16 protein-coding genes and 1 riboswitch are annotated in these 18,484 nt (G+C 72.3%); of the genes, 8 read left to right on the forward strand and 8 right to left on the reverse strand.

The genetic code is table 11. The features are described from left to right. Positions 1-8: 8 nt before the first annotated feature. Together JOD49_RS10465 and JOD49_RS10470 are read right to left on the reverse strand one after the other, a co-directional pair. Positions 9-1,757 carry a S41 family peptidase gene (locus JOD49_RS10465; RefSeq protein ID WP_205307139.1) on the reverse strand — a complete coding sequence of 583 codons (1,749 nt, stop codon included), beginning with the start codon at positions 1,755-1,757 and terminating at the stop codon, positions 9-11. A gap of 14 nt (positions 1,758-1,771) precedes the next feature. Continuing rightward, on the reverse strand, positions 1,772-3,292 hold the full coding sequence (locus JOD49_RS10470; RefSeq protein ID WP_205307140.1) for an amidohydrolase family protein: 1,521 nt from the start codon (positions 3,290-3,292) through the stop codon (positions 1,772-1,774). 313 nt (positions 3,293-3,605) lie between these two features. Here JOD49_RS10470 and JOD49_RS10475 point away from each other — a divergent pair, with 313 nt between their 5' ends. Both JOD49_RS10475 and JOD49_RS10480 read left to right on the forward strand, forming a co-directional pair. Next, positions 3,606-4,223, forward strand: a complete 618-nt coding sequence (locus JOD49_RS10475; protein ID WP_205307141.1) for a carboxymuconolactone decarboxylase family protein — start codon at positions 3,606-3,608, stop codon at positions 4,221-4,223. A 231-nt stretch (positions 4,224-4,454) separates the two neighbouring features. Continuing rightward, on the forward strand, positions 4,455-5,672 hold the full coding sequence (locus tag JOD49_RS10480) for a glycoside hydrolase family 3 N-terminal domain-containing protein (RefSeq protein ID WP_205307142.1): 1,218 nt from the start codon (positions 4,455-4,457) through the stop codon (positions 5,670-5,672). 212 nt (positions 5,673-5,884) lie between these two features. On the opposite strand, the gene JOD49_RS10485 is transcribed toward JOD49_RS10480, so the two are convergent. The 6 genes from JOD49_RS10485 to JOD49_RS10510 all read right to left on the reverse strand — a co-directional run bounded on the left by JOD49_RS10485 (position 5,885) and on the right by JOD49_RS10510 (position 12,757). Further along, complete coding sequence (locus JOD49_RS10485) at positions 5,885-6,604, reverse strand: ABC transporter ATP-binding protein (RefSeq protein ID WP_056653240.1); 720 nt, start codon at positions 6,602-6,604, stop codon at positions 5,885-5,887. Beyond that, positions 6,591-7,481 (reverse strand): ABC transporter ATP-binding protein, encoded by an 891-nt coding sequence (locus JOD49_RS10490; protein ID WP_239526284.1) that lies wholly within the window; start codon positions 7,479-7,481, stop codon positions 6,591-6,593. Before JOD49_RS10490 ends, JOD49_RS10485 begins: the two co-directional genes overlap by 14 nt. 125 nt (positions 7,482-7,606) lie before the next feature. Beyond that, on the reverse strand, positions 7,607-9,055 hold the full coding sequence (locus tag JOD49_RS10495; protein WP_205307143.1) for a branched-chain amino acid ABC transporter permease: 1,449 nt from the start codon (positions 9,053-9,055) through the stop codon (positions 7,607-7,609). After that, on the reverse strand, positions 9,052-10,086 hold the full coding sequence (locus JOD49_RS10500; RefSeq protein WP_205307144.1) for a branched-chain amino acid ABC transporter permease: 1,035 nt from the start codon (positions 10,084-10,086) through the stop codon (positions 9,052-9,054). Before JOD49_RS10500 ends, JOD49_RS10495 begins: the two co-directional genes overlap by 4 nt. 174 nt (positions 10,087-10,260) lie before the next feature. Further along, positions 10,261-11,352, reverse strand: coding sequence for a branched-chain amino acid ABC transporter substrate-binding protein (locus tag JOD49_RS10505; protein WP_307822489.1), 1,092 nt, complete (start codon positions 11,350-11,352; stop codon positions 10,261-10,263). Between the two features lie 553 nt (positions 11,353-11,905). Continuing rightward, complete coding sequence (locus JOD49_RS10510; protein WP_205307146.1) at positions 11,906-12,757, reverse strand: aldo/keto reductase; 852 nt, start codon at positions 12,755-12,757, stop codon at positions 11,906-11,908. Between the two features lie 315 nt (positions 12,758-13,072). Between JOD49_RS10510 and JOD49_RS10515 the strand changes: the two genes are divergently transcribed. The 6 genes from JOD49_RS10515 (at position 13,073) to JOD49_RS10540 (ending at position 18,460) form a co-directional block, all read left to right on the forward strand. Continuing rightward, entirely contained in the window at positions 13,073-14,530 is a 1,458-nt protein-coding gene (locus JOD49_RS10515) for a polysaccharide deacetylase family protein (RefSeq protein ID WP_205307147.1), read from the forward strand. A 182-nt stretch (positions 14,531-14,712) separates the two neighbouring features. Further along, the gene (locus tag JOD49_RS10520; protein WP_030152390.1) at positions 14,713-14,916 is read left to right on the forward strand and encodes a cold-shock protein; all 204 of its coding nucleotides are present in this window, start codon (positions 14,713-14,715) and stop codon (positions 14,914-14,916) included. A 131-nt stretch (positions 14,917-15,047) separates the two neighbouring features. After that, positions 15,048-15,159, forward strand: a riboswitch (SAM riboswitch). Between the two features lie 105 nt (positions 15,160-15,264). Continuing rightward, positions 15,265-15,633, forward strand: a complete 369-nt coding sequence (locus JOD49_RS10525) for a hypothetical protein (protein ID WP_205307148.1) — start codon at positions 15,265-15,267, stop codon at positions 15,631-15,633. Positions 15,634-15,765: 132 nt separating this feature from the next. Further along, positions 15,766-16,479, forward strand: a complete 714-nt coding sequence (locus tag JOD49_RS10530) for a hypothetical protein (RefSeq protein WP_205307149.1) — start codon at positions 15,766-15,768, stop codon at positions 16,477-16,479. A 101-nt stretch (positions 16,480-16,580) separates the two neighbouring features. Continuing rightward, a complete protein-coding gene (locus JOD49_RS10535) occupies positions 16,581-17,465 on the forward strand; it encodes a MerR family transcriptional regulator (protein ID WP_205307150.1) in 885 nt (294 codons plus the stop codon). After that, positions 17,462-18,460 (forward strand): transglutaminase-like domain-containing protein, encoded by a 999-nt coding sequence (locus JOD49_RS10540; RefSeq protein ID WP_205307151.1) that lies wholly within the window; start codon positions 17,462-17,464, stop codon positions 18,458-18,460. Before JOD49_RS10535 ends, JOD49_RS10540 begins: the two co-directional genes overlap by 4 nt. Positions 18,461-18,484 lie beyond the last annotated feature (24 nt).

Here is an 18,484-nt window from a genome sequence, read left to right on the forward strand (position 1 = left end):
CGTCCCGATCACCTGCCGCGGAGCAGCCCCAGGCAGAACGCCTGGAGGTCGACGTTGCCCCGCAGCAGGTCGTCGCGCGTCATGTCGTACGGGACGCCCGCGATCCCGAGGTCCTCGACCGGGATGCCGTCGCCCCGGCCCGAGCGGATGGTCCGCCGCACCGCGACGGTCAGTGACGTCCCGGCGGGCATGGGCGCGAGCGCGCGCTCGGTGCCCGCGAGCGCGTCGCGCACCTGGGACAGCGTCCAGACGTTGGCTCCGCCACCCCCGGTGGCCTGCCCGACCGCGACGAGCGGGCCGACGTCGTTGTCGACCCACCCGGCCGCGAACAGGTCGCCCGACGAGTAGGTGTTCGGGTCGACGACCGCGACCGCGGGTCCCGGGTAGACCCGGCCGCGGTCGTTGCACCAGCTCTCGTCCGTGAGGGGCAGGGGCTGGGCGTACTGCTCACCCGTGGACACGGCGTCCTGCAGGGAGGAGTTCCACGCCTCGAGCTCGAGGCGGTTGAAGGGGCTCGAGGCCATGAGCCGCGTGAGGGGCGTGGCGACGAGGCTGAACCGCGTGGGCACGATGCGCGTCCCGCCGAAGAGCTGCAGCGCCCGCTCGGCGGCCCAGACGAGACCGCCGGGGTTGCCGCGCAGGTCCACGATCACACCGCCCGGGGGGAGCAGGCCGAGGAGCCTGACCACCTCGTCGAGGTAGGCGTTGTCGTCGCCCACGTCGAACGACCACAGGCGCAGCAGGCCGTGGTCGGCGTCGAGCGCCCGCGCGGCGAGCACGTCCTGGAGCGGGGTGGGGATCCAGTCGTCCGTCCGGCCCGACGGCGCCGCTCGCCCGTCGTCCGCCGCCCCGGCGCGGGCGGTGGCCGACCGGGTGGCCCGCGCGGGCGCGGGTGGCGGTGTCGCGGGCGCCGGCTCGTCCTCGGTGGCCCACAGCTCGGGCACGAAGGTCAGCTTCTTGGCGCGGCGCACGGCGTCGGCCGCGGGGTCGACCGCGACCTTGAGTGCGGTCCGGGTGGCCTTGGCGACCGCTGTCCCGGCCTTGCCGGGGCGCACCACGGTCCAGTCGAAGCGGGTCTCGTGGGTCGCGCCCTTCGCCGTCCGGTACTCGACGACGACCCAGTGCTCGTCGGGTGGCGGCCCGTAGTCGAGCGCGCGGAACGTGAGGGACTCGAGGGCTCGGGCACGCCGCGCGTCGGGACGCCCGCCGGTCTCGCGGTCGGCGTGGACCTCGACGGCGCGGGCGATGGGCACGCCGTTCCAGGCGACGACCTCGACGCCCGCGACGAACGAGCGGTCCTTCGCGGCGCGGGGGTCGACCTTCGTGACGAGGAAGTGCGGGTCCTGCTCGCTCCCGTGGGCCTCGACGAGGAACGGCAGGGTCGCGACCTGCCCACGGCCCGCGGCGGGTCCGACGTAGCGGGTGTGCGCGTCGCGCAGACCGTTGAGGATGCCCGTGAGGGCGAGGTGGAACTCGGCGTCGGTCAGGTCGACCGCGCGGCGGCGCAGCAGCACGAGGGCCTGCACGGGATCGGTCGCGTACGCGGCGCGCTTGGCCGGCAGGTGCGAGTAGAGCCCGCCGAGGACCGTGACGAACGTGTCGACGACCTGGAGGCGCTCCCCGCCGTCGAGGTGGAGGGCGACCGGGACGTCCGCGAGGCTCTCGGCCGTGACGGCCTCGGCGAGGAGACGCTCGACGCGGACCTGCGCGGGATCGAGCGGAGCCCCGTCGGCGGGAGCGTCGGAAGCGCGGGCCATGGGGCTCGCCCCCTTCAGTCGTAGTAGGCGCGCAGGCCGTCGAGGACGCCGCCGTGGAAGCCGCGCCCGACGACCTGGGTGAGCCAGGCGTCGTCGGGCGCGAGGGTCTCGAGCGGCGGGACCTCGATCTGGCCGAGGTCGCGCGGCAGGCCCCCGACGGGGCCGACGCCCGTGGGCATGTCGAGCGCGAGGCGCAGCGGCGCGCCCGGGTCCCCCAGGCTGCCCGCCCACGCGGAGGCCTGCGCCTGGGCCGTGGTGATCTGCCCGGCGGGGTCGGCACGGACCTCCTCGAGACGGTCGACGACGTCGGTCCACGCCCACGGGGTCGTGCCGTCGTCGGGGCGCGTGAGGCTCAGGCGCATGTCGCGCGAGCCGACCGTGAGGGCCGTGCGGTCGGGCGCGCTCGCCTCCTGCATGAGTGCGGGAGTCCCGTAGCGCGCGACGCCGTCGATCACGACGAGGTCCACGTCCTCCTCGGTCGCGGCGACCACCGTGGCGAACGGGTCGGCGCCGCGCTCGGCGTGCAGCACGAGGACGTCCGCGAGCGCCCCGGACTGGAGCCGTCCGGTCTGCCGCCCCCAGGCCCGGGCGAGGACGTCGCCGGGCACGCAGGTCGCCATGCGCACGAGCGCCTCGTCGTCGAGGTCCCACCCGGCGTGGTCGGCCGCGAGGCGCGCGGCCTTGAGCTCGCCCAGGACGTTCTTCGAGCCCGACGGCGCCCAGTCGGCCCCCAGGCACACGTCGAGCCCCGCTGCCCTCGCCGCGGGGACGTCCGTGGTGACGCCGTAGAGCCAGAGGTTGGAGAAGGGGGACCAGACGACGGCACCGGGGTTCGTCCAGCGGGCGAAGCCGGCCGCGTCGACCGCGGTCGCGTGCACCGCGACGAAGCGCGGCTGGAGGCAGCCGGCGGCCTCCGCGTCGGTGTACTCGCGGGCGACCAGGCTGCCGGGCTGCCCCTCCGCGCAGTGGTAGACGAAGAGCGAGCCCGCGCGCATGCGGTTGGCGCGGTCGGCGAGGTCGGTGGGCTTGGCCGTCAGGACCGACGTGAGGACCATGGTGCGGTCGCCCGTCCCGAAGCTCTCGTCGTCGATCTCGCGCACGAGCCAGCCGTCACGTGGACGGTTCATGGGCGGTGAGCCCTGGACCGAGGTCGTGCCGCCCACGATCGCCTTGGTCTCGACGTACGCGAGGAGCTCCTGCGGGCTCGCGGTGATGAACGCGTACGCAGGCCACGTGGTGCTCGCGGCGTACGTCTTCGCACGGGGCCACGAGTCGTGGTGCGCGAACGGGACGGTCTGCGACGGCTCGACCCACAGGGGCAGCGTGTCGTACGCGAGGTGGTTGTGGAGGTCGATCAGCCCCGGCAGGACGAGCGACGTCCCGACGTCGACCACCGGGCAGCCCTCGAAGCGTGGGGGGCCCTTCGCCGTGCTGCGCGTGACGGCGGCGACGCGACCGTCGTCGTCGATCCACACGCGGCCCGTGAAGACCGCGGACTCGGTCGGCGCGACCGACCGGTCGTCCGACAGTGCCATGACGCGTCCACGGATCGCCCACATGAGATCCCCCCGGTCGAGCGACGGGCGTACCTGCTTTCGACGGTAGACCCGCCTGGGTGCGTCGGCGAGATCGGGGGTGGGTGATTTCCCCTGGACCGGTGCCGAACATGCGGTGGGCGTCGCCTTTCGGCCGATTCAGGATGCCCACCGCATGCTCGAGCGACGGGAACCACAAGCTCGGCGCGGGACACCTTCCGGTCCCGCTGCCGCCGTGCCAGCCTGGAAGGACAGCCCCGGGGCGCGGTGCTCCCTACCGCGAGCGCACAGCCGCCCGGGAAGGAGACCTGCCATGAGCTGGATCCGAGAGGCCGACGAGAGCGAGCCCAGTGGCGCTGTCGCGGCAGCGTTCGCGAAGGACCAGGAGTCGCTGGGGTACGTCGCGAACCTCACGCGGCTCCTCGCGAACCGGCCCGCGGTGCTCGACGCGTGGATCGGGCTCAACGGCGCGATCAAGGCGTCCATGTCGCCGCGCCGGTACGAGCTCGCGACCCTCGCGGCGGCGCTGCGGCTCCGGTCGACGTACTGCGCGCTCGCACACGGCGCGGTCCTCGCCGACCACCACGTCGGTGCCGACGCCGTGCGCGAGGTCGCCGAGGGGCACGACACCGTCCAGCTCTCCCCGATCGACCGCGCCGTCATGGACCTCGCGGACAAGGTCGCCGCCGGGGCCGCCGACATGACCGAGCCCGACCTCACCGAGCTGCGCGACCTCGGGCTCGACGACGGCGAGATCCTCGACGTGATCCTGGCTGCGTCGGCGCGCTGCTTCTTCAGCTCCGTCCTCGACGCGACGGGGACGCAGGCCGATGCGGTGTTCACCGACCTCGACCCGGCGATGCGCGATGCCCTGACCGTGGGCCGGCCGATCGCGACCCCCTACCCCGTGGGCCGACACCTCGCCGGCTGACGCCCGGCCACTCCCCGCCCGGCGCGCCTCCCCGTGCGGCGCAGCTCCCGTCGCCGAGCATGCGGTTGGCGTCCGGAATCGGCGGATTCCGGACGCCAACCGCATGCTCGGCCGACGACAACCGCATGCTCGGCAGCGGAGCACCCCGCACCCCGGCACGTGACGCGAAGAACACGCCCCCGGTGCCACCCTGCGACGCGGTGCACCCTGGACCCGTCCTAGGGTCGACGCATGAGGTCGTCCCGTCGAGGCGCCACGAGCGCCGCCCTGCTCACCACCGTCCTGCTGCTCGCCGCGTGCTCCCCGGGAGGCGGGTCGCCCTCCCCGACGAGCGCTCCGCCGTCGGGCACGCCCCGCCCCACCGCGACCGAGACGCCCACCCCCACCCCCGCACCCGACCCGACCACCGACGCCCCGGCCCCCCTCGCCGGGTGGAGCCTCGAGCAGAAGGTGGGCCAGCTCCTGATGGTCGGGGTGAACGTGGGGAAGGTCGACCAGGCGAGCTACGACGCGATCCGCCAGCACCACGTGGGCAACGTCTTCCTCGCAGGACGCACCCAGGCCGGCGCGGCGCCGGTCAAGAACCTCGTCGACTCGTTCACGGCGCTCGTGTCCGACGAGACGACGCACGGGACCCCGCTGTTCGTCTCGACCGACCAGGAGGGCGGCAGGGTCCAGGTGCTCCGCGGCCCGGGCTTCTCCGACATGCCGAGCGCCCTGGAGCAGTCCACGCTGGCCCCCGCGGAGCTCCAGAGCCAGGCCACCGCGTGGGGCAAGGAGCTCGCGGACGTGGGCATCGACCTCAACCTCGCGCCCGTCATGGACGTCGTGACGAGCCCCGAGACGGCGGCGACCAACGCACCGATCGGGTACTTCGAGCGGAACTACGGGTTCGGGGTCGAGAGCGTGACGTCGCACGCGAACGCGTTCAGCGCGGGCATGGAGGCCAGTGGCGTCGACGTCGCGATCAAGCACTTCCCCGGGCTGGGTCGCGTCGGGGGCAACACCGACACGACGGCGGACGTGCGGGACGCCGTGACCACGCGCGACGACCCGTCGATCGCGGCCTTCCGGTCGGGCATCGCGGCCGGGGCCGCGTTCGTCATGACGTCGACCGCGATCTACGACGAGATCGACGCCGGCCTCCCCGCTGCGTTCTCGCCCGTGGTCGTGGACGGGCTGCTGCGCGGTGAGCTGGGGTTCGGGGGCGTCGTCATCACCGACGACGTGTCGAAGGCCGAGCAGGTCCAGGCGTGGTCACCGGGAGACAGGGCCGTCCTGACCGTCGCCGCGGGGGGCGACATGGTGCTCGCGTCGGCCGACCCGACGGTGATCCCCGCGATGGCGACTGCGCTCGTCGAGCGCGCGCAGGGCGACCCGGCGTTCGCGGCGAAGGTCGACGCCGCAGTGCTCCGGGTGCTGTCTGCCAAAGAGCGACTCGGCTCCTGAGAAGCCGTCGCCGCCGGGCGCTCGCGGGGCACCCACGGTCCGCTCATCCTCTGCCCGCCCGGCGGTGAGCCCGCCGGTGAGCCCGGCCGTGAGCCGGCGGCGAGACGGGCGGCTCCCGAAGGTGCCGCCCGTCGTCCACACGTTGTCCCCATGCCTGTCCACAAAGTTATCCACAGACCTGGGGACAGTGTGCACAGGGGGCGCACCACCGCTCAGGCCACCCCGAGGTACGCCTCCTTGATGCTCGGGTCCGCGAGCAGCTCCCGGCCGCCCCCGGACCGCACGACCTCCCCCGTCTCGAGCACGTACGCGCGGTGCGAGCGTGACAGCGCCTGCCGCGCGTTCTGCTCCACGAGCAGCACCGTGGTGCCCTGCGCGTTGATCTCCGAGACGATCCGGAAGATCTGCTGGATGACCATGGGCGCCAGGCCCATCGACGGCTCGTCGAGCAGCATGAGCCGTGGCCGGGCCATGAGCGCGCGCCCGATCGCGAGCATCTGCTGCTCGCCCCCGGACATGGTCCCGCCCACCTGCGACGTGCGGTCCTCGAGCCGCGGGAACAGCTCGAAGACCCGGGCCAGGGTCTCGTCGTGCACGGCCTTGTTCTCGAACGTGCGCCCGTAGGCGCCCATCTCGAGGTTCTCCAGGACCGTCATGCCGGGGAAGATCCCGCGCCCCTCGGGCGCCTGCACGATCCCTTCCAGAACCCGCAGGTGCGGCTTCATGCGCGTGATGTCCTTGCCGTCGAACACGATCTTCCCGCGCGACAGCGGCCGGATGCCCGAGACCGCGCGCATGGTCGTCGTCTTCCCCGCACCGTTGGCCCCGATGAGGGTCACGAGCTCGCCCTCCTCGACCGTGATCGACACCCCGCGCACGGCCTCGATCCGCCCGTACGCGACCGTCATGTCGGTGATCTCAAGCAGGGGCATCGGTGTCTCCCTCGAGCTCTTCGTCGGGCACGCCCAGGTAGGCGGCGATGACCTTGGGGTCGGCCGTGACGTCCTCGGGGGTGCCCTCGGCGATGACCTTGCCGAACTCGAGCACCACGATGCGGTCCGTCACGCCCCGCACGAGGCGCATGTCGTGCTCGATGAGCAGGACCGTGTACCCGTCGTCACGGATGTGACGGATGAGGTCCATGAGGGCCTCCTTCTCCGCCGGGTTGAAGCCCGCCGCGGGCTCGTCGAGGCACAGCAGCTTGGGCTCGGTCGCGAGCGCCCGCGCGATCTCCAGGCGCCGCTGCTCGCCGTAGGACAGGTTGCGCGCCTTCTCGGTGGCGCGCGCCCCGACCCCGACGAACTCGAGGATCGCCATGGACCGGTCGATCGCGTCGCGCTCCTCCTGCCGGTGGCGCCGGGTGCGCAGCAGCGCGCCCGGCACCGAGGTCCGGTGCCGCGCGTCGGTCCCCACGACCACGTTCTCCAGGGCCGTCATCTCGTTGAACAGGCGGATGTTCTGGAAGGTCCGGGCGATGCCGAGGCGCGTGATCTCGTTGCGCTTGGCCTTGCCCAGGACCTGCCCGTCGAACCGCACGAGCCCCTTGGTAGGACGGTAGACGCCCGTCATGGCGTTGAAGGCCGTGGTCTTCCCGGCCCCGTTGGGACCGATGAGCCCCAGGATCTCGCCACGGCGGATGTCGAACGTCACGGCGTCGAGCGCGGTCAGGCCGCCGAACACGACCGACACGTCCTCCATGCGCAGCAGCGGCTCGCCCACCTCGGTGCGGACCGTGCGGTCGGCCGCGACGATCGCGTCGACCAGCGCGGAGTCCGCGAGCTCGGGCCGCACCTCGGTCACGTCGACCATCACGGGCTCGGCGAGCCCGGCACCGGGCAGGTACTTCTCGGCCAGGGGCTCGCCCGCGTCCGCGGACAGCGACAGGTGTGCGTCGCCGACGTCGCCGCCGGCCCCCATGCCACCAGGATCGTTGCTCATCGGTTCCTCCCGTCGGTGGTCTCGTCGTGGTCCCCGGGACCGTTCCCGGCGGGACCGTCGGTCCCGCCCCCGGGGGCACCGCGCCCGGCCCCGTTCCCCGTGCCCGACGCCGGAGCCGACGTCGCGTACGCGGCCTGCGGGCCGCCGTCGGGCACCTTGGCGAGCGTGCGGCGCGCCGCGACGTACAGCTCCCGCCCGTACGTGAGGAGCTTCTGCCGGACGGGTATGAGCCCCTGCGGACGGAAGATCATGAGCACCATGAGAGCGACCCCGAAGAACAGGTACTTGTAGTTCGCGATCTCGTTGCCGTCGATGGGGATGCCGAACAGGGACGTACGCCCCAGGAAGAAGTTCGGCAGGTACACGATGATGAACGCCCCCAGGATCACGCCCAGCTTGTTGCCCTGGCCGCCGAGCACGACCGCGCACAGGAACAGCACCGAGTTGATGATGTTGAAGTTCGTCGGGATGACGAACTGGACCTGGCCCGCGTAGATCGCGCCCGAGACGCCGCCGATCGACGCCCCGATGACGAACGCCCACAGCTTGAACCGGAACGTCGGCACGCCCATGATCTCGGCCGCGTCCTCGTCCTCGCGGATCGCGACCCACGCCCGCCCCACGCGCGAACGCTCGAGGTTTCCCACGAGCAGGAGCGAGATGATGATGAAGACGAGCGACAGCCAGAACCACCACACGCCCGAGTTGAGCGTCGTCCCGACGTTGCCCGCCGAGAACACCCCGTTCGGCAGCTCCTCGGTGACCCCGAGCCGCGGGTAGGCGACCGACTTGAGCCCCTGTCCACCGCCCGTGACCTCGTCGAGGTTGTCCGCGAGCAGGCGCACGATCTCGCCGAAGCCGAGCGTCACAATCGCGAGGTAGTCACCCCGCAGACGCAGCGTCGGGGACCCCAGGACCAGGCCCGACATGGCCGTGATCGCGACCGCCACCGGCAGGATCGCGAGCCACGCCCAGTCGTCCGAGAGCCAGCCCTCGGGCTGCGTCACGTTCCACGGGCTGTCGGGGCTCGTCATGATCGCGAGCGTGTACGCGCCGATCGCGTAGAAGCCCACGTAGCCGAGGTCGAGCAGGCCCGCCTGCCCCACCACGACGTTCAGGCCGATCGCGATGAGCGCATACATCCCGAACTGCGCCATCACGGCCCCGAAGTTGGTGCCGACCGTGGTCAGGACCGGGATGTTCAGGATCGGCAGGAGCGCGATGAACAGGATGAACGGGACCCCGAACCCCCACTGCGCGGGCCGCGCGAGCGCGTCCCACCACAGCCGGAACCGGTCCCCCACGCCGCCGTGCGGACGCTGGGCCACGGGCGTCTGCCCTGCGGGCGGGAGCTCGGGGCGAGGACGTGCAGGCTGGGTCGTGCCGTTCGTCGCGGCCTTGCCGCCGGGGACCCCGTCGTTCTGCGCAGGAGTGCTGGTGCTCATGCTCGTGCCCTCCCCAAGGACTCGCCGAGGATGCCGGTCGGCCGGAACATCAGGACCACGATCAGCAGGACGAACGCGACCACGTCGCGCCACTCCGTCCCGAACACGACCTGGCCGTAGTTCTCCATGACCCCCAGCAGCAGGCCGCCGAGCAGCGCCCCGCGCAGGTTGCCGATCCCACCGAGGACCGCCGCCGAGAACGCCTTGATCCCCAGGATGAAGCCGCCCGAGTAGATGATCCCGTTGGGGACGCGCAACGTGTACAGCAGCGCCGCGGCCCCGGCCAGGACGCCACCGATGAGGAACGTCAGCATGATGATGCGCTCGCGCGAGACCCCCATGAGGGTCGCCGTCACGGGGTCCTGCGCGACCGCGCGGATGCCGCGGCCGAACTTGGTCCGGTTGATGAACATGTCGGTCGCGAGCGCCAGGATCAGCGCCGACAGGATGATGATGAGCGTGACGTTGGTGACGTTGGCGCCGAAGAGCGTGAACTGCACCTCGGGCTCGACGAGGCGGATGGGCTGCTCGGCGTTCACGCCGCCCAGCTCCCCACCCGTCAGGGCCGGGAGCACGAAGTGCACGAACTCCTGGATCACGAACGACGCGCCGATCGCGGTGATGAGGAAGACGAGCGACGGGGCCCCGCGTTTGCGCAGCGGTCTGTAGGCCACGCGTTCGAGCCCGACGGCGGCCCCTCCCGCGACCACCATGCCGCCGATCATCGCGATCCCCAGGTAGACCACCGTGAGCAGGATGCCCTTGTCGAACGCGTCACCGCTCGGGTAGAAGCCCAGGGCGAGGAGCGTGGCGTACTGCCCGAACATGCCGAGCATGAAGATCTCGGAGTGGGCGAAGTTGATGAGGCGCAGCACGCCGTAGACGAGCGTGTAGCCCACCGCGACGAGCGCGTAGACCGCGCCGTAGGTCAGGCCGTCGACGGTGAGGGCCCAGAAGTTGCGGCCCAGGGCCGCGAGGTCGAATCCGATGAGTGGGTCTGCGGCGAGGACGTCGTGGACGAGCATCGACATGGGTGCTCCTTCGAGCCGGTGGGAGGGCGGTCGACCGACCGCGGCGCGCCCTCCTCGCGAGGAGGCGGACGCACCACGGCCCGCTCGGCACCTGCCGTCAGGGCACACCGCCCCCGACCCGGCCGTCCTCGGCCGGGAAGGGGGCGGCGCTCCGGACCGGCAGGCGCCGACCGGCTACTGGACCTCGTAGATCCAGATCAGCGCGGACGAGAGCTCGCCCGTGTCGTCCCACTTGTAGGTGCGGGCCAGGCCCTCCCCGTCGTAGTTCGTCACGAAGTCGAGCATCCCGGCACGGTCCGTGACGCCCGACGCGATGCCCGTGAGCATGATCGTCGCGAGGTCGTAGCCCTCGACCGAGTAGACGCCGGGAGCCTGACCGTTGAGCGCCTCGTAGGCCGAGGCGAACTCGTCAGGGGCCGGGCCGCACGGGCACGAGAGGATCGCGCCCTTGGACGCCGCGCCCGCCTGGGTCACGAACTGCGGGTCGTTGGTCCCGTCCGCGGACACGAACGGGATGTCGACGCCCGCGTCACGCAGCTGCTGCGCGAACGGCGCGGCCTCGGCGTAGTAGCCCGCGTAGAAGACCGCGTCGGCGTCCGAGCTCGAGATGAGCTGCGTCGCGGCCGCGAAGTCCTTGTCACCGACCTTGACCTCGGCCGAGCACGAGTCGTCGACCGCGTCGCCGAGCCCTGCGGTGATCTCCTTCGCGAGACCCACGCCGTAGTCCGAGTTGTCCTGGACCACGCAGACCTTCTCGTAGCCGAGCGTGTCCACCATGTACTTGGCGACGGCCGGGCCCTGGACCGCGTCGTTCGCGAGACCGCGGAAGAACGTCTTCCAGCCGTTCTTGGTGATGTCGGGGTTGGTGGCGGACGCCGACAGCGACGGGAGCCCCGCCTGGCTGAAGACGTCGCCCGTTGCCGAGGTCTCGCCCGAGAACGCCGGGCCGAGGAGGGCGATGATGCTCGGGTCGCCGACGATCTGCGGCGCGACCTGGGTGGCCTTCTGCGGGTCGCCCTCGGTGTCGAACTCCTTGATCGTGACCTGGCAGCCCGCGTTCGCGGCGTTGAACGCGTCCACCGCGACCTTGGCGCCGTAGAGGATGTTCTGCCCGAGCGCCGCGTTGGGGCCGGTCAAGGCGCCGGCCACGGCGATCGAGGTGCCCTCGGCACACTCTGCCGTGCCGTCTCCGGCCGGGTCGACGGGGTCGCCCGAGGTCTCGACCGGGACCTCCTTGCCGTCGATGTCGATCTGGACGGACGGCACGATCTTCAGATCGGCCGACCCTGACTCGCTCGACGACTCCGTCGAGCTTCCGTTGTCCCCCTGAGACTGGGTACCGCATGCGGTGATGGCGAGGGTGGCGGCCAGCGCGAGAGCCAGCCCACCCGTCGTTCGACGTGCTGTGCGTTGCATTCCGAACCTCCGTGCGCCCAGATCGCACCCAGGGTGCTCAGAGACCTCGCACCCGCGGTGGATCACCTGATATTCAGCACTGAATAACGTGCTGACGATGGCACAGGTCGGACGAGCGCGAAACCCCAGATGCACAATTGCAACCGGGGAGGCACACCCGGCGAACCGGACAAGGCGCCCGAGGTCCCGGGCCCCGGGTCCGACGACCTGAGTGCCTGGAACGTACGCGGGCACGGTTACGCGAGACTCCGTCCCGCGTTACGGCGCCGTCACGGGAACGTCTCGATCCGGTGCCGGGCTCCGGCAGGTCGGCCGACCGGCGGCCTCGCCACCCGGCCACCCGCGGCCCGCAGACCGCGGCCCCGCAGACCGCGAACCCGCAGCCCGCGGCCCCGCGGCCAGTTCAGGACGGGTACTGCGAGAACGCGGCCGTCGCCGGGTCGGAGCCGAGCCGGGCGTCCGAGTCGAGCGCGTCGATCGCCGCGACCTGGTCGGGCGAGAGCTCGAAGCCGAACAGGTCGATGTTGGCCGCGAGGCGCTCGGGGTTCACGGACTTGGGGATCACGATCCGGTCGCTCTGGACGTGCCAGCGCAGGATCGCCTGGGCGGGCGTGACGCCGTGGGATGCCGCGATCGCGCCGACCGCAGGGTGGTCGAGGTCGGCGCCGCGGCCGAGCGGGGAGTACGCCTCGACCGCGATCCCCGCAGCGAGGGTCGCGGCCTGCGTGGCGCGCTGCTGGTAGGTCGGGTGGACCTCGATCTGGTTGACGGCGGGCACCACGTCGGTCTCGGCGAGCAGGCGCGAGAGGTGCTCGGGCAGGAAGTTGGAGACGCCGATCGCGCGGACCGCACCGTCGCTGTAGAGCTTCTCGAAGGCCCGCCAGGTCTCGACGTAGAGGTCCTTGCTGGGGACGGGCCAGTGGACGAGGTAGAGGTCGACGACCTCGACGTCGAGCTCCTCGCGCGAGTCCTCGAACGCCTGCAGCGCCGACTCGAACCCCTGGTCGCCGTTGCGGAGCTTGGTCGTCACGAAGATCTCGTCGCGCCGCAGACCGCTCGCGCGCAGCGCGGCACCGACGCCGGCCTCGTTGTAGTAGCCCGCCGCGGTGTCGATGTGCCGGTAGCCGGCCTCGAGCGCCTGCTCGACGTTCGCCTGGGTCGCGTCGTCGGGCACCTTGAAGACGCCGAGCCCGACCTGCGGGACGGTGACTCCGTTGTTGAGGACGACGTCGGGGACCTGCGTGGGAGAGACCATCACCCAGTTCTACCTCGACGTCCGCCGCGCGCACCACCCGTCCGGCGGGCCCCTGGTGGTCGCGCCGGAGCGGCCACGGAGGGGCCGGGCAACGGTGACCGGTCGGTGAAGGCCGTGGAGTCGTTGCGACGACCGTGCGAGAAGGTGTCGCACGCGACTGTGGCGCTGCTCTCATACACCGTGCCGGTCGCGACGAGCACCGGGTACGGGTGGCACGGTGGTTCGATGCCCCAGTCGCTTCCTCCGTCCCGTGACCTGACGCCGGGCGGCTCCGCTCCCGCGCGCCCGCGGAACCGAGCCGTCTGGGTCCTCGCCGTGCTCGTTCCCCTCCTGGTCGTGGTCGCGGGGGTCATGTTCTACCTGACGCGCGCCTCGGCGGACCCGTCCGGGGAGGCTTCCCCCACGGGTGCCCCGTCACCGACGGCGTCCCCGCTCCCCGCCGAGCGGGTCGACCCGCCCACGGTCCTGGACCCGGCGTCGGTCGAGAACCTCACGGTCCACCAGGAGTCGACCGCGGACGCCGGTGACGCACGCTCGATCTCGACCGTCTCGATCCCGGGCGAGCACTCGCTCTCGCGCGCCTTCGGCACGTTCGTCGACCAGACCGAGAAGGTCTACGACGCCGCGATCGACCCCGACGGGGTGGGCAACGAGCTCAACGTGGGGTGGGACCTGGTCCTCGCGCAGGGTGACGTGCTGGGGGTTCGCGCCACGACGTACGCCTTCACGGGCGGGGCGAACGGCGAGGTCGGCGCGCAGACGTTCTACACCGACATCCCGCGTGCCACCACGACGTGGTCGTCGGACCTCTTCACGGCCGACGGCCGCAAGCAGGCCGCGCAGTGGGTCGACGCCTCGCTCGACGCCGCGGGGCTCGGGTTCGAGGACCCCGTGCCCGCCGCGGAGGACACGTTCCGGGACGTCCGTCTGGGGCCCGACGGCGCCGCGACCCTGGTCTTCTCCCCCGGCCTCGTCTCGGCCCGCTCGGACGGCGAGCTGGCGGTGCGCATCGAGCCCGACGCGACGCGCACGGTCCTGTCCGCGGTCGGGAAGCAGATCGCGGACGCCGCGGCGAGCGGCACCCCGTTCACGGGGATCGCGCCGCCCCCGGTCGAGCCGCCGCCCGTGACGACCCAGCCCGTCCCGCCGGCGTCCCCCGGTGCCCCGGACTGCTCGGTGCTCAGCTGCGTGGCGCTGACCTTCGACGACGGTCCGGGCAAGCACACGTCCCGCCTGCTCGACACCCTCGCCGAGAAGCAGGTCAAGGCCACGTTCTTCCTCGTCGGCCGCTCGGTCGGCACGCACCCTGACGTGGTTCGCCGCGAGGTCGCGGAAGGGCACGTCGTGGGGAACCACACCTGGTCCCACCCGGATCTCTCGAAGCTCGGCACGGACCAGATCACCGACGAGCTCACGTCGACGGCGGACGCGGTCGAGGCCGCGTCGGGTGTCCGACCGACCCTCGTGCGCCCTCCGTACGGCGCCACGAGCGACACTGTGACGAGTGTCCTCTCCCAGCGCAACGAGCCGTCGATCCTGTGGAACGTGGACACCGAGGACTGGAAGAACAAGGACTCGGTCCAGACCTCGGAACGGGCCCTCGCAGGCGTGCGACCTGGGGCTATCCTGCTGATGCACGACATCCACGCCTCGACCGTGGACGCCGTCCCGGGCATCGTGGACGGCCTGCGGGCCGCCGGCTACACGCTCGTGACCGTGCCCGATTTGCTCGGCCCTGACCTGGTTGGCGGGCATGCGTACTTCAATCGTTAGCATCAGGGCTAGCACAGTCGGGGTAACCCCTGTACCGTAGCCGGTGAGATTGCAGTGCCTCGCTTGTCCTTGCGCAACGGCCCCATGCCACCGCGAACCTTGTTACCCAAGAGTTGACGACGAACACCGTGATGTTCGGCTCCAGATCATGGAGCTGTTTGAAACTCTAGAAGGAGATCCCCATGGCATTGGGAACCGTGAAGTGGTTCAACGGCGAAAAGGGCTACGGCTTCATCGCACCTGAGGACGGCAGCGCCGACGTGTTCGCGCACTACTCCGCCATCCAGACGCAGGGCTTCCGCTCGCTCGAGGAGAACCAGCGCGTCGAGTTCGACGTGACGCAGGGCCCCAAGGGCCCGCAGGCGGAGAACATCCGCCCGCTCTGATCTCACTCGCCTCCGGGCGTAGCTGATCATTGAACGAGTGCCCCCGACCGGTTCGCCGGTCGGGGGCACTCGTGCGTCCAGGACCAGGTACCCCTGTGCCCGGTCGGTGACGCCGTGGTAGAACTGAGAACGGTCCAGAGGACCAGCGAACCGCCCTCCGGCGTGCTGGTCCGGCAACCGCGCGACGCGCACGGTGCTCCCGGAGGAAGACCCGCCCCCACGATCGTGGGGGAAGAGCGAGGCCCGACGCCGTAGGGCGCCTCCTCGTGCCCCTCGCCCGGGGACCGTCCCGGGTGCGTACCGGCACGGAGGCGAGCTCCGCCGTCGGGCACGGAGAGAAGGAGCACCATGGCCGAGCGCGTCATGGAACGCCGGGCGACGGTCGTCGCCTGCACCCCGTCCGTCGTGTGCCGACAGTTCGACCCCGGCCACCTCCTCCACGACGTCCACGGGCGCATGCTCCGCAACCGGCCCTGGGGCTGGCGCGAGGGCGTCGTGCTCGCGGTGCGGGCGCGCGACGGGGGCGAGGAGGTCGTCGTCGAGTACGCGACGGGCGAGGGAGCGTGCCGGGTGTGGCACCACACGGGGCTCGACCTCGACCCCGGCACCACCGTGCGCGTGCACGAGCAGTACCACGCGCTCGAGCTCGCGGGGCGGGCGCTCAACGTCCGGCTCCTGGGTGGGGTGGGCAGCGTGCCGGAGCCCGCGCCTCGCTGACTGCGTGACTCTTCTGCGACTCGCCGGGCGCCTCTCCGCCGAACCATGCACCCGGCGGAACGTGCCGGCCGGCCGCCACGTTGAACCGGTGAGGGCGTCCGCCCTCGACGGTTCGACCAGAAGGACACGCTCATGGGATTCCTCGACCGCCTCCTCGGCCGCACTCCGCAGGACGAGGGGACGCCGCGCCGCCACGCGACCTACGACGGCCACGAATCCCCCGTGTACGGCACCCCTCCCCCCGCTCCGACGGGTCCGGGGCGCAGCGAGGACGACGTCGCGATCGACCGCTACCGCTACCTGCTGCGCACGGCTCCCCCCGAGGCCGTCGAGCAGGCTCACGCCGAGGCGTTCGAGCGGCTGACACCCGAGCAGCGGCGCCGGGTGCTGACCGACCTCGGCGAGAACCTGCCGCCCGCCGAGCGCGCGACCTCCGACGACCCGCAGTCGCTCGCCCGCATGGCCACCCGCGCCGAGATGCGCAACCCCGGCACGCTCGAGCGGTCGTTCGGCGGCAGGCAGGGCGGCCAGGGCGGACCGGGGATGGGCTCGATGATCGGGTCCAGCATGCTCGGCACCATCGCGGGCGTCGTGATCGGTTCAGCGGTCGCCAACATGCTGTTCGGCCCGATGTTCGGAGACCCGGCCGCGGACTTCGCCGGCGACGGCGGGACCTCGGGCGAGGGCGACCCCGGCGCGGCCGAGGCCGGCGGCGAGACGGACCCGGGAGCCGGCGACACGGGGGCCGGCGACAGCGGCGGCGGCGACTTCACCGAGGCAGGCGGCGACTTCGGCGGGTTCGGCGACTTCGGTGGTGGGGACTTCGGCGGCTTCGGGGACTTCTGAGTCCCTCGGCCGTCCAGGCCCGCTGAGTGCGGCGTGCGGCGGCACCACACCTCCGACCCGAGCGTTGACCTTGCCCCAGGGGCAGGGTCGAGACTGGCACGGTGCCCGACTCCACGGCCCTGACCACCGGCGAGTTCTCCCGCCGGTCCGGCCTCTCCGCGAAGGCTCTGCGCCTGTACGACGACAGCGGGCTCCTGCGCCCGGCCTTCGTCGACGGCGGGACCGGCTACCGGTACTACCTCCCGGCGCAGCTCGAGCGCGCGCGGCTCGTCGCCCTCCTGCGGCGGGTCGGGATGCCGCTCACCGACGTCGCGCACCTGCTCGACAAGGCGTCGCCCGACGCCGAGCAGCGGCTCCGCGGCTGGTGGGCCGCGCGCGAGGCCGAGGTCGTGGAACGCCGCGCCGTGGTCGAGTACCTCGCGCACCTGCTGTCCGCTCCGGAGGGCGCCGGGAGCCCGCACGAGCCCTTCGGCGTGCTCGGCCCGGCCGATGGCGCGGCGGGTGCCGGGACGGGCTTCCCCGTCCAGGTCCGCACCGATCCTCCGCTCAAGCTCGCGGTGATCACGTCGCACGTCGACCAGCACGCGCTTCTCGCGGCCATCAACTTCTCGGTGATCGGGCTGCGACGCCACGTCGAGCGGTCGGGCGCGACCCCCGGTGACGAGTTCCACGTGCTGTACCGCGGGATCGTGAGCCCGGACGACGACGGCCAGGTCGAGGTGTGCCTCCCGTTCAGCGGCACCGTCGAGCCGACCGAGGAGATCGGGACCCGGGTCGAGCCGTCCCGGGAGCTCGCGTTCGCTCCCGTCACGGCCGAGCAGTGCCGGTACCCGCGGATCCTGCGCGCCTACGACGCCGTGGGCTGGTGGGTCCAGCAGCACGGCACACCGGTGGGCAGCGCCCGCGAGATCTACCCGACCCTGCGTCCCGGGCACGCCGAGGACGCCGTCTGCCTGGTCGCCCAACCGTTCCGGAGGACTCGATGACCGACCTGCCCACGTCCCGCGCCACGCCGTCCGTCCCTGTCCCGGGCACGATCGCCCGACGCGACACCTCGGCCACTCCCGCCGAGGTCGCGCACTACGCGGCCCACTCGGCCTACTCGTCCCCCGGCGACCGTGCCGTCCTCCTGCGAGGGGTCCCGACCGAACCTGGTCCGCTGGGCCAGGTGGTGTGCAACGTGATCGCGCACTACCGCGGCGAGGCCGCCTCGCTCCCACCGGAGCGCGCCGCCGACGTGAACAGCCGATGGCTCGCGACGATCCTCGACCTCGACCACGCGCGGAACGGGACCACGCTCATCGACCCCCGCGCGGCGAGCGACCGGGTCGCGGGCTGCTGCCGGGACCACTCGCTCCTCGCGGTCGGGGTCCTGCGCGAGCACGGCGTCCCGGCGCGCACCCGCGTGGGCTTCGCCGGGTACTTCACCGCGGGCTTCCACCACGACCACGTCGTCGTGGAGCACTGGGACGACGGGCGGTGGGTGCGCTGGGACCCCGAGCTCACGGCCGGCACCGCCACCTTCCCGTTCGACCCCCTGGACCTGCCGCGAGGCACGGGGGACGTCGCCGAGGACCTGGCCCTGCCCTTCGTCCCCGCGTCGATCGCCTGGCTCGCCTTCCGGGCCGGGCTCGTGGACGTCGACCTGTTCGGGGTCGACCCGGGGCTGCCGATCCGGGGCGACTGGTTCGTCCACGACTACGTCCTGTTCGAGCTCGCCCACCGCCAGGGTGACGAGCTGCTCCTCTGGGACACCTGGGGGGCGATGAGCCAGGACGACACCCTCGAGGGACTCGACCTCGCACTGGTCGACGAGATCGCGGACCTGCTCGTCCGGGCCGACCACGGCGACCACGCGGCCGACGCCGAGCTCGCCGCGCGCTACGTCGCGGACGCCCGGCTGCACCCTGGACCGAGGGTCCGCACCCTCTCCCCCACGGGCACCAGCACCTGGACCGACCTCACGCCGCCGACCGCCTGAGTGCGGGGTAGTTGTCGTCGGAAG

Source organism: Oerskovia jenensis (genome assembly GCF_016907235.1).
Classification (GTDB): domain Bacteria; phylum Actinomycetota; class Actinomycetes; order Actinomycetales; family Cellulomonadaceae; genus Oerskovia; species Oerskovia jenensis.